Origin of the sequence: Phytopseudomonas straminea, assembly GCF_900112645.1 — a bacterium.
GTDB lineage: Bacteria > Pseudomonadota > Gammaproteobacteria > Pseudomonadales > Pseudomonadaceae > Aquipseudomonas > Aquipseudomonas straminea.
In genome coordinates this window covers 600,603-611,796 of sequence record NZ_FOMO01000001.1, presented here as the reverse complement: position 1 = coordinate 611,796, position 11,194 = coordinate 600,603, and the positions used below count along the sequence as shown (strand labels likewise).

The 11,194-nt window shown below is 63.3% G+C and carries 12 protein-coding genes; 8 read left to right on the top strand and 4 right to left on the bottom strand.

Annotated features, from left to right (window positions below; translation table 11 throughout):
- Positions 1-44: 44 nt before the first annotated feature.
- Complete coding sequence (locus BM279_RS02785; RefSeq protein WP_093501220.1) at positions 45-614, bottom strand: DUF6436 domain-containing protein; 570 nt, start codon at positions 612-614, stop codon at positions 45-47.
- Between the two features lie 122 nt (positions 615-736).
- Between BM279_RS02785 and bipL the strand changes: the two genes are divergently transcribed.
- Positions 737-1,678, top strand: coding sequence for a phospholipase BipL (gene bipL, locus BM279_RS02780; protein WP_093501218.1), 942 nt, complete (start codon positions 737-739; stop codon positions 1,676-1,678).
- Here the strand turns inward: bipL and BM279_RS02775 are convergent.
- Entirely contained in the window at positions 1,672-2,403 is a 732-nt protein-coding gene (locus BM279_RS02775) for a hypothetical protein (protein WP_093500717.1), read from the bottom strand. The genes bipL and BM279_RS02775 overlap by 7 nt on opposite strands.
- Before the next feature lie 82 nt (positions 2,404-2,485).
- On the opposite strand from BM279_RS02775, the gene BM279_RS02770 reads away from it, so the two are divergent.
- The gene (locus BM279_RS02770) at positions 2,486-3,109 is read left to right on the top strand and encodes a 2OG-Fe(II) oxygenase (protein WP_093500714.1); all 624 of its coding nucleotides are present in this window, start codon (positions 2,486-2,488) and stop codon (positions 3,107-3,109) included.
- 64 nt (positions 3,110-3,173) lie between these two features.
- On the opposite strand, the gene serA is transcribed toward BM279_RS02770, so the two are convergent.
- Positions 3,174-4,403: a phosphoglycerate dehydrogenase gene (gene serA, locus BM279_RS02765; protein WP_093500712.1), complete on the bottom strand. Its 1,230-nt coding sequence runs from the start codon at positions 4,401-4,403 to the stop codon at positions 3,174-3,176.
- Between the two features lie 184 nt (positions 4,404-4,587).
- Here serA and BM279_RS02760 point away from each other — a divergent pair, with 184 nt between their 5' ends.
- The 4 genes from BM279_RS02760 to BM279_RS02745 all read left to right on the top strand — a co-directional run bounded on the left by BM279_RS02760 (position 4,588) and on the right by BM279_RS02745 (position 8,283).
- Complete coding sequence (locus BM279_RS02760; RefSeq protein ID WP_093500710.1) at positions 4,588-5,979, top strand: FAD-binding oxidoreductase; 1,392 nt, start codon at positions 4,588-4,590, stop codon at positions 5,977-5,979.
- Positions 5,980-6,004: 25 nt separating this feature from the next.
- Positions 6,005-6,670 (top strand): fumarylacetoacetate hydrolase family protein, encoded by a 666-nt coding sequence (locus tag BM279_RS02755; RefSeq protein ID WP_093500708.1) that lies wholly within the window; start codon positions 6,005-6,007, stop codon positions 6,668-6,670.
- Positions 6,671-6,921: 251 nt separating this feature from the next.
- On the top strand, positions 6,922-7,269 hold the full coding sequence (locus tag BM279_RS02750) for a NirD/YgiW/YdeI family stress tolerance protein (protein ID WP_093500706.1): 348 nt from the start codon (positions 6,922-6,924) through the stop codon (positions 7,267-7,269).
- A 99-nt stretch (positions 7,270-7,368) separates the two neighbouring features.
- On the top strand, positions 7,369-8,283 hold the full coding sequence (locus tag BM279_RS02745; protein WP_093500704.1) for an SdiA-regulated domain-containing protein: 915 nt from the start codon (positions 7,369-7,371) through the stop codon (positions 8,281-8,283).
- 36 nt (positions 8,284-8,319) lie between these two features.
- On the opposite strand, the gene rpiA is transcribed toward BM279_RS02745, so the two are convergent.
- Entirely contained in the window at positions 8,320-8,991 is a 672-nt protein-coding gene (rpiA, locus tag BM279_RS02740; RefSeq protein WP_093500702.1) for a ribose-5-phosphate isomerase RpiA, read from the bottom strand.
- Positions 8,992-9,122: 131 nt separating this feature from the next.
- Between rpiA and ilvA the strand changes: the two genes are divergently transcribed.
- Together ilvA and BM279_RS02730 are read left to right on the top strand one after the other, a co-directional pair.
- Positions 9,123-10,637 (top strand): threonine ammonia-lyase, biosynthetic, encoded by a 1,515-nt coding sequence (ilvA, locus tag BM279_RS02735; protein ID WP_093501216.1) that lies wholly within the window; start codon positions 9,123-9,125, stop codon positions 10,635-10,637.
- A gap of 102 nt (positions 10,638-10,739) precedes the next feature.
- Positions 10,740-11,180: a DUF2269 family protein gene (locus BM279_RS02730; RefSeq protein ID WP_093500700.1), complete on the top strand. Its 441-nt coding sequence runs from the start codon at positions 10,740-10,742 to the stop codon at positions 11,178-11,180.
- Positions 11,181-11,194 lie beyond the last annotated feature (14 nt).

The following is an 11,194-nucleotide window of genomic DNA, read 5'->3' as shown; positions in this document are numbered from 1 at the left end:
TGAAGGGGGGACGGTGCTATTGATAACGCCAGGCACGACCGTTTTCATTTCGTCCACTCGCAGAAACAACCGCTGGCCAGGTTATTGTCCGCCAGCACCTTTCGCCCCTCCAGCAATGCATCGAGCAGCGGTTCGATGAAGCTGTTGCCCGAGGTGCAATTAAAGCCGCTGCTGTAGGGCCCGAAGTAGGCCAGCTGGCCGCGTTGATCCCAGATCGCCACGGCGGGGCTGGCCGGCAGTTGCTGGGTGCCCGTCAGTCCGGCCAGCGGCTGCAGTGCGCGCAGCGCTTCCGGCAACTGCCCCTGGCTGCCCGGCTTCTGCACGGCATAGAACTGCACGCCACGCTCGCGGTAGCGCTCCAGCAGCTCGCCGAGGTGCTGTTGATTGCCGACGTTGCAGGGGCAGGCGGGGTCCCAGAAGTGCACCAGGCGAATCTGGCTTGGGCCGGCCAGCTCCACCGGCAGACGCAGGTCGCTGCCGGAAAACAGCGCAGTGCGCTCATCGAAGGGGCGCAGGTAACGGGCTTCGAACCACCAGAAGGCAGCAAACAGGGCGGCCAGCCAAAGTGTCGCGGCGAGGCAGGCGAGGCGGGGGGTGCGGTGGGATCGAGCCATGCGGGCAGCTTTCATAGGCGATTCGGTGGCTTGCCATGGCGAGCCTGGCAGCAGAAGATCGTCACTCTAGCGAGAGTCCTGAGCGGCGACGCTGCCATAAATCAATGAGTCCGATGGTGCCGATGTCCGATCTCTTCCAACCCGAACCGCTGGTCGCCAGCCTGCGCCCGCTGGCCAGCGCTGCGCCGCTGTCGGCGGCGGAGCTGGCCTACCGGCAGTTCTACGGCTTCGTACCACGCGAGGCGGTCGACAGTCGGCTCGGCTGGTTCGAGGTGGACGACTACCGTATCGCCGCCCAACTCTGGCAGCCTGTTGCACCGCGTGCCACCTTGCTGTTGCTGCACGGCTACTACGACCACAGCGGTCTGTACCGTCATGTAATCGAGTGGGCGCTGGAGGCCGGTTTCGCGGTGCTTGCCGTGGATCTGCCAGGCCACGGGCTGTCCAGTGGAGCGCGGGCCAGCATCAAGGATTTTGCCGAGTACCAGGCGGTACTGCGCGCCGCGCTGCAGCAGGCCGATGCCCTGGGCCTGCCGGCGCCCTGGCATCTGTGTGGGCAGAGTACTGGCGGTGCGATACTGATCGACTACCTGCTCAATGACCAGCCGCTGGCCGAGGTGGGCGAAACCATTCTGTTGGCGCCGCTGGTGCGGCCGCGGCGCTGGAACTGGTCGCAACTCAGCTACCGCCTGTTGCACCGCTTCGTGCAGGAGATTCCGCGCCGCTTCAGCGAGAACTCCAGCGACCCGGAGTTCCTCGACTTTCTGCGTAACCGCGACCCGCTGCAGCCACGGATCGTGCCGACCCTCTGGGTCGGCGCCCTGAGCCAGTGGGTGCCGCGCATCGAAAAAGCGCCGCGCAGCACGCGCAGCCCGCTGGTCGTGCAGGGCGAGGCGGACATGACGGTGGATTGGCGACACAACCTGGCGGTGCTGGAGAACAAGTTCAGCGCGCCGCGTATCCTGCGCCTGCCCGAAGCGCGGCATCACCTGGCCAACGAAGTGGCGCCGCTGCGCCAGCGCTATTTCGCCTATCTCGGCGAGCAGCTGGATCGCGCTTACTGACCGACTGCCAGCCCTGCACGGACTGCGGCCAGGGCGGCCTTGTAATAGGCCGCGCCTTCGCTGGACTGGGCGAAGGTGACGAACTCTTCCAGCTCGGGATCCGACAGGCCGCGATAGACGTGCAGCATCGTGTTATCCAGGTCCTTGTCGATCTGTGCCATCAGACGCTGGCGCTGGCCATCGAGCAGGCCTTGGGCGGTACCGCCGCCGAGCAGGCCCGGGATCATCTGGCTGAGGCTGTCGGCCGCCACGCCGGCCAGGGCCAGACTGATTTCCGCACCGGCCTGGCTGGCCGGAATGGCCTGGGCCAGGTGGCGGATCAACAGGCGGCGGGTGGCATCGGCCTGGCTCAGCGGCAGGCCATCGGCGTACTTGGCCAGTTGGTCGGGGTGGGTGGCGAGCAGTTCGGCGCTGACGATCTTGCGGCCCAAGGGCGATTCGAAGAAGCGCAGAGCAGGCGCTGGGTCGGGCAGGTTGGCGCGCAGGCTGCTTTCGGCGCGCTCGTCCATGGCGCGGGCGGCGAAGCGGCGGTTGCTGTTGTCGACCAGCGCCTGGTACACCGCCGGCGGCAGGCTCTTGCTGTAACGCGCCTGGGCGGCGCTCAGAGCGTCGCTGAAATGCGCGCGCTGCTGCGGCCAGCCGGCTTTCTCATACAGCTCGGTATAGGTGTCGGCCATGGCGGGCAGGCTCAGGAGCAACAGCAAGAAACAACACAAGGCGCGCATACGAACTCCTGTCTGGGGCGCCTATTTTCGGCAGCCAGGCGGAGCTTGTCGAGGTGTACGCGACACAGGGTAGAATCGCGCCATGACCACAGACCTCTCCGATTCGCTGCTAAGCCGCATCATCGATGACCTTGCCGAGTTCGGATGGTCGTTGCAAACCCAGTTCGCCCCCGCTTCGCTGACCAGCGAGCTGGCCGAGGAGTGCCGCCAGCGCATCGCCCAGGGCACTCTGGCGCCGGCCGGCACCGGCCGTGGCCACGCAGTGGCGGTGCGTGAAGGCACCCGCAGTGACCACATCCAGTGGCTTGAAGCAGGCCAGTCGCCGGCCTGTGACGGTTACCTGCAGTTGCTCGACGAGCTGCGCGTGGCCATCAACCAGAGTCTGTACCTGGGTTTGGTGGACTACGAGAGCCACTTCGCCTTCTATCCGCCGGGCGGCTTCTACCTCAAGCACCTGGATCGCTTCCGCGACGATGATCGTCGCGCGGTGTCGGCCGTGCTCTACCTCAACGACGACTGGCAGGCTGAGGAGGGCGGTCAATTGCGCCTGTATCTGGCTGACGGCCAGGTGCGTGACGTGCTGCCCGAGGCCGGCACGCTGGTGGTGTTTCTGTCTGCCGATGTGCCCCATGAGGTGCTGCCAGCTACTCGCGATCGCCTGTCCCTGACCGGCTGGTTCCGCCGTCGTGGCGACGGCGTGTTCTGAATCTGATAGTGCAGACATGAAAAAAGGGAGGCTGAAGCCTCCCTTTTTCGTTACCGCGAACGGCTTAGAACAGCACGCGGCTACGGATGGTGCCGCTGACCTGCTGCAGTTTCTCCAGCGCAAGGTCCGAGTAGTCGGCATCGACGTCGATGACCACGTAGCCGACCTTGTCGTTGGTCTGCAGGTACTGGCCGGAGATGTTGATGCCGTTGTCGGCGAACACCTTGTTGATCTCGCTCATCACGCCCGGCACGTTGGCGTGGATGTGCAGCAGACGGTGCTTGCCCGGGTGCGCCGGCAGGGCCACTTCCGGGAAGTTGACCGAGGAGACCGATGTGCCGTTGTCGCTGTACTTGACCAGCTTCTCGGCCACTTCCAGGCCGATGTTGGCCTGGGCTTCGGCGGTGGAGCCGCCGATGTGCGGGGTCAGGATCACGCGATCCAGGCCACGCAGCGGGCTCTCGAAGACGTCGTCGTTGGACTTCGGCTCGACCGGGAATACGTCGATGGCGGCGCCGATCAGGTGTTCGTCCTTGATCGCCTGAGCCAGGTGGTCGAGCTCGACCACGGTGCCGCGGGCGGCGTTGATCAGAATGCCGCCCTTCTTCATGGCGCGGATTTCCGCCTCGCCGATCATCCATTGGGTCGACGGCAGCTCCGGTACGTGCAGGGAAACGATGTCACACATGCCGAGCAGGTCGTGCAGCTTGCCGATCTGCTGGGCGTTGCCCAGCGGCAGCTTGGTCACGGTGTCGTAGAAGAACACTTGCATGCCGAGGGCTTCAGCGAGGACCGACAGCTGGGTGCCGATCGAGCCGTAACCGATGATACCCAGCTTCTTGCCACGGATTTCGAAAGAGTTGGCCGCCGACTTGATCCAGCCACCACGGTGGCAGGAGGCGTTCTTCTCGGGGATGCCGCGCAGCAGCAGGATGGCCTGGGCCAGCACCAGTTCGGCCACCGAGCGGGTGTTGGAGTAGGGCGCGTTGAACACGGCGATACCGCGCTCGCGGGCAGCGTCCAGGTCGACCTGGTTGGTACCGATGCAGAAGCAGCCGACGGCGACCAGCTTCTTGGCGCAGTCGAAGATCTCTTCGGCCAGTTGGGTGCGCGAGCGGATGCCGATGAAGTGTGCGTCGGCGATCTTGGCCTTCAGCTCCTCGCCGGACAGCGCGGTCTTGAGGTACTCGATGTTGGTGTAGCCGGACGCCTTCAGGGTATCCACGGCATTTTGGTGGACGCCTTCGAGAAGAAGGAACTTGATCTTGCTCTTGTCGAGAGAGGTCGTGCTCATCGGAGTACCTGTTGCCCCACTAATTTAAGTGTCAGGAGAAGGATCGGCGCGCTCGCCAATCGGGCCGGCAAGTCGCTGTACAGGGCGATTTGCGGGGGGCATATGCTAGCATGGCTTGCCTTTTCCTTGCTCGGTTGCGACCTGAACGGTTCTCAGGGCGACCATGAACGATTCGAGAGTTGCTATGACCGATCTCAGGCCGATTGACGAACTCAAAACGCTGGTCGACCCCGGCAAGTTACTGACCGACGCCGCCTCCCTGGAAACCTACGGCAAGGACTGGACCCGGCAATACGCGCCAGCGCCCAGCGCCATCGTGTTTCCCAAGACGGTCGAGCAGGTGCAGGCCATCGTGCGCTGGGCCAATGCCCATAAGATCGCCCTGGTGCCGTCGGGTGGCCGTACCGGGCTGTCGGCGGCGGCTGTCGCCAGCAATGGCGAAGTGGTGGTGTCGTTCGACTATATGAACCAGATTCTCGACTTCGACGAATCCAACCGCACCGTGGTCTGTCAGCCCGGCGTGGTCACCGGCGTGCTGCAGCAGTTCGCCGAGGACAAGGGCCTGTATTACCCGGTGGATTTCGCCTCCAGCGGCTCCAGCCAGATCGGCGGCAATATCGGCACCAATGCCGGCGGCATCAAGGTGATCCGCTACGGCCTGACCCGCAACTGGGTGGCGGGGCTGAAGGTGGTCACCGGCACCGGCGAGTTGCTCGAACTGAACAAGGATCTGATCAAGAACGCCACCGGCTACGACCTGCGCCAGCTGTTCATCGGCGCCGAAGGCACCCTTGGCTTCGTGGTCGAGGCGACCATGCGCCTGGACCGCGCGCCGCGCAACCTCACCGCCATGGTGCTCGGCACACCGGATTTCGACTCGATCATGCCGGTGCTGCACGCCTTCCAGAGCAAGCTCGACCTCACCGCCTTCGAGTTCTTCTCCGACAAAGGTCTGGCGCGGATCATGGCCCGCGGTGACGTGCCGTCGCCCTTCGATACGCCTTGCCCGTTCTACGCCCTGCTGGAATTCGAAGCCAGCAGCGAGGAAGTGGCCAGCGAGGCGCTGAGCACCTTCGAGCATTGCATCGAACAGGGTTGGGTGCTGGACGGGGTGATGAGCCAGAGCCAGACCCAGCTGAAAAACCTGTGGAAGCTGCGCGAGTACCTGTCGGAAACCATCTCGCACCACACGCCCTACAAGAACGATATCTCCGTTACCGTTTCGAAGGTGCCGGCATTTCTGCGCGATATCGACGCCATCGTCACCGAGCACTATCCCGACTATGAAGTGGTCTGGTACGGCCATATCGGCGACGGTAACCTGCACCTGAACATCCTCAAGCCTGAGCATATGGACAAGGAAGCGTTCTTCGCCTCCTGTGCACGGGTCAACAAGTGGGTGTTCGAGACCGTCGAGCGCTACAACGGTTCGATCTCCGCCGAGCACGGCGTGGGCCTGGTCAAGCGCGATTACCTGCAGTACAGCCGTTCGCCGGCGGAAATCGCCTACATGAAGGCGATCAAGGCGGTCTTCGACCCCAACGGCATCATGAATCCGGGCAAGATTTTCGCCTGAAGCCAATACAACAACAGGAGCGACCATGAGCTACCAGCACCAGTACATCGACGGTACCCGTATCCATTTCCCGCTGGGCAAGGTGGTGTGCATCGGCCGCAACTACGCCGAGCATGCCAAGGAACTCAACAACCCGGTGCCGACCGAGCCGCTGCTGTTCATCAAACCAGGCAGTTGCGTGGTCGGCCTCGAAGGCGGCTTCAGCATTCCGCTCGACCGCGGGTCGGTGCATTACGAAGCGGAAATCGCCGTGCTGATTGGCAAGCCGCTGTCGCGCACACCTAATGAAGAGGAAGTGCTCGACGCCATCTCCGGTTTCGCGCCGTCTCTGGACCTGACCCTGCGCGATGTGCAGAGCAAGCTCAAGGACAAGGGGCATCCGTGGGAAATCGCCAAATCGTTCGATGGCGCCTGTGTGCTGGCGCCCTTCGTACCGGGTGACGCGATTAGCGACCTGGCCGCTATCGGCATCCGCCTGACCATCAACGGCGAAGTGCGCCAGGATGGCAGCAGCGCGGACATGATCTTCCCCATCGTGGCGGTGATCCAGGCGATGGCCGGCCACTTCAACCTGCAGCCCGGCGATGTGATCCTCACCGGCACACCGGTGGGTGTCGGCCCGCTGAACCAGGGCGACGAGTTGGTGCTGGAGCTGCCCGGCCATTCGAGCTTCGCCAGCCAGGTGCTGTAAGGCGCTAGCTGATTTTTGTGGGAGCGGGCCATGCTCGCGATTCGCGCGTATAAACACCTATTCGTGTGGCTCGCTGTTGCAGAACTCTGCTGGCGATGAGCCGTTCGCGGGCGCGGCCCGCTCCCACATTTGCTCACTTGGCGTCCCAGCTCTTCATATTCCAATTAAGCTTCGCTTAAGCCGCCTTTAAGCCTCGTTTCAGCTAGGCGTCTTAACCTGACCCCGTCATTTACAGATAGAGGGTCATCCCCATGAAAGCTCCCGTTATCGCACTGCTGCTCGCTCCGCTGTTCTCCACCGCCGCTCTGGCTGCCGGCTACACCGGCCCGGGTCAGGTCGCTCAGGTCACTACCGTTGAACAGGCGCTGAAGGCCGGCGACGACACCCCAGTGGTGCTGCAGGGCCAGATCACCAAGCGTCTGCAGGACGAGCTCTACGAGTTCAAGGATGCCACCGGCACCATCCATGTCGAGATCGACAATGAAGACTGGCCGCCACAAGCCATCTCCGAGAAAGCCACCGTCAAGCTCACCGGTGAGGTCGACAAGGACCTGACCAGCCGCGAAATCGACGTCGACATCGTCGAACTGGTGAAATAACCGCCACGCTGTTAGCTTCCCGTCACTGCACTGAATGGCCGCCTCTCGCTACACCGAGGGGCGGCGTTGTCATTTCTGTCGTTGCATATGTGAGTCGCCATGGGCCGTGTGTTTTCAATCAAGCGAGTCGTTCTGCTGCTGGTCGTTCTGTCTCTGGCAGCTATCGCTGTCGTGGGTTACGAATTTCGACTTTTCGAGCGGCTGTGGTTCAACGTCAACCAGCCCACGCGGGCGCCGGATCACTCACTGTGGCTGAATGACTACGAGGTGGTGATCGAAGGCAAACGCCTTGAGGGCGTCAAGGAAGATGTGTCGGCGCTCACCTACGACCCGGATCGCAAGAGCTTGTTTACCGTTACCAATCAGAACTCCCGCCTGATCGAGCTCTCGCTCGAGGGCGAGGTGCTCAGGCAGATCGAGCTGGTGGGCTTTGGCGACGCCGAGGCGGTGGAGTATGTCGCCCCCGGGCATCTGGTGATCGCCGATGAACGGCCCCAGCGTTTGGTCGATGTGCGCATTGATGACGCCACCACCTCGGTTAACGCCGCCGATGGCCAGCAGCTGTCGGTGACCCTGGATATGGGCCGCGCCAACAAGGGCTTCGAAGGCCTGGCCTACGATCTGATGGGCAAGCGTCTTTTCGTCGCCAAGGAGCGTGACCCTTTGCGGATATACGAAGTAAAGGGCTTTCCGAACCTCGATCCTTCGTCGCCCAGTTCGGTGCAGATCAGCGAAAACCTCAAGCGTGACGCCGCCATCTTCGTGCGTGATCTCTCCAGCCTGCATTACGACAGCCGTACCGGCCATCTGCTGGCCCTGTCGGATGAATCGCGGCTGGTCGTCGAGCTGGACCAGGATGGCAAGCCGATCAGCAGTCTGTCGCTGCTATCTGGCCAGCACGGCCTGAAGAAATCGGTGCCCCAGGCCGAAGGCATCACCATGGATGATCAGGGTGTGCTCTACCTGACCAGCGAGCCGAACCTGTTCTATGTGTTCAAAAAGAAGGCCGAGTGATCGCTCACCCGGCCTTGTCCTTTCCCGCCTGAGCGCTTAGCGCTGCAGCGATTTGACGCCTTCGGGAGTACCGAGCAGCAGCAGGTCGGCCGGGCGCGCGGCGAACAGGCCGTTGGTGACCACGCCGACGATGGCGTTGATGTCCGCTTCCAGCTTCGCCGGGTCGGTGATGCTCATGTTGTGCACATCGAGGATCACGTTGCCGTTATCGGTTACCACGCCTTCGCGGTACACCGGGTCACCGCCCAGCTTGACCAGCTCGCGGGCCACATGGCTGCGCGCCATGGGGATCACTTCCACCGGCAGCGGAAAGGCGCCGAGTACCGGCACCAGCTTGCTGCCGTCGGCGATGCAGATGAAGGTACGCGCCACCGCGGCGACGATCTTCTCGCGGGTCAGGGCTGCGCCGCCGCCCTTGATCAGGTTCAGGCGCTCGTCGCTTTCGTCGGCGCCGTCGACGTAGAACTCCAGGTCACTGACGGTATTGAGCTCGTACACCGGAATGCCATGGCCCTTGAGGCGCGCGGCGGTGGCTTCGGAGCTGGCCACGGCACCGTCGAACTCCAGCTTGTGCTTGGCCAGGGCGTCGATGAAGCAGTTGGCCGTGGAGCCAGTGCCGACCCCGATGATGCTCTTGGCGTCGAGCTTGGGAAGGATGAAGTCGACGGCGGCCTGGGCCACGGCTTGTTTGAGCTGATCCTGGGTCATGCGGGTTCCACGAGAAGGAAGGAAACGAAGCCGCGATTATAGCCGGCAAAACCCCGGAATTCGTATGGTCGCTCGGCGGATGGCTAGGTTAGACTCACCCGTTCCCCTCGAAGCCGCCTGCGATGCCCGCCATGCTCGAACAGTACGTCAAGAAGACCCTGACTTCCCGTGTCTATGACGTTGCCGTGGAAACCCCGCTGCAACCCGCTCGCCAACTTTCCGAACGCCTGGGCAATCAGATTCTGCTCAAGCGCGAGGATCTGCAGCCGGTGTACTCGTTCAAGATTCGTGGCGCCTACAACAAGCTCGCCCAGCTCTCCCCCGAAGAACTGGCTCGTGGTGTGGTCACCGCCTCGGCCGGCAACCATGCCCAGGGTCTGGCCCTGGCCGCCAAGCATATGGGCGTGAAGGCCACCATCGTCATGCCGCGCACCACACCTGAGCTCAAGGTGCAGGGCGTGCGCTCGCGTGGCGGCAAAGCGGTACTGCACGGCGATGCCTTCCCCGAAGCCCTGGCCTACTCGCTGAAGCTGGTGGAGGAGAAGGGCCTGGTCTACGTGCACCCCTATGACGATCCCCACGTGATCGCGGGGCAGGGCACCGTGGCGATGGAGATTCTTCGTCAGCACCAGGGCCCGCTGCACGCGATCTTCGTGCCGGTCGGTGGTGGCGGCCTGATCGCCGGTATCGCCGCCTACGTCAAATACCTGTACCCGCAAACCAAGGTCATCGGCGTCGAGCCGGACGACTCCAACTGCCTGCAGCAGGCGCTGGCAGCTGGTGAGCGCGTGGTGCTGCCGCAGGTCGGGCTGTTCGCCGACGGCGTGGCGGTGGCGCAGATCGGTCAGCACACCTTCGATATCTGCAAGGATCATGTCGACGAGGTGATCACCGTCAGCACCGATGAGATCTGTGCGGCGATCAAGGACATCTACGACGACACCCGTTCGATCACCGAGCCCGCCGGCGCTCTGGCAGTGGCCGGCATCAAGAAGTACGTCGAGCGTGAAGGCATTATCGGCAAGACGCTGGTGGGCATCGACTCGGGTGCCAACGTCAACTTCGACCGCCTGCGTCACGTGGCCGAACGCGCCGAGCTGGGCGAGAAGCGCGAGGCGATCATCGCCGTGACCATCCCCGAACAGCCTGGCAGCTTCAAGGCATTCTGCGAGGCCATCGGCAAGCGGCAGATCACCGAGTTCAACTACCGCTATCACCAGGACGGCGAGGCGCACATCTTTGTCGGCGTGCAGACCCACCCGGAGAACGACCCCCGTGCGGCGCTTGTGGAAAACCTTCGCAGCCAGGGCTTCCCGGTGCTGGATTTGACCGACAACGAGCTGGCCAAGCTGCATATCCGCCACACCGTCGGCGGCCATGCCGCGGCAGTGCCGAACGAGTGCGTGTTCCGCTTCGAATTCCCTGAGCGGCCCGGCGCGCTGTTCAACTTCCTCGACAAGCTGGGCGGGCGCTGGAACATCACCCTGTTCCACTACCGCAACCACGGCGCTGCCGATGGCCGCGTAATGGCGGCGCTACAAGTGCCGGAAGACGAGCGCCATCTGCTCACGCCTGCACTGGATGCCATCGGCTACCCGTACTGGGATGAAACCGACAACCCGGCCTACACGCTGTTTCTGGGCTGAGTGCGCTGCTTCACCCAGGCTACGCAGGTTGTGCCGGTAGCCTGGCGTTGAGCGCAGCGATACCCAGGGCCAATCTCTCTATAAACGTTGAAGGAAACCGTGATGGAGCATTATCTGCTGATCAGAATCCTCCATGCGCTGCCCGGCATTCTCCTGCTGCTGGGCGTGCTGGCCCATGCCTTCATGCTCTGGAAAGCCTGGCGCGGTGGTGATCGGGAGGTGCTGCAACGCAAACTGCAGCGCACCCGCACCATCAGCCTGCCGGTGTTCGCCGTACTGGCGCTGAGCCTGCCGGTAAGCGGCTGGTGGATGGTCAATCTGGCCGGCTGGCCGCTGAGCCAGCTGTGGTTGCTGCTGGGTAGCATCCTGTTCGGCGTGCTGATGATCGTCGGCCTGTTGCTGCTCGGCCGCCTAGGTGCCTGGCAGGCGCAGGTAGATGGCGTGGTGCCGGCCAAGTCGCTGCGCCTGGTGATGATCTACGCCGCGCTGATCGTCGTGCTGCTGGTGGTGATCATGGCCGTGATGGGCGCCAAACCGGTCTAGCCAGATCTAGATAG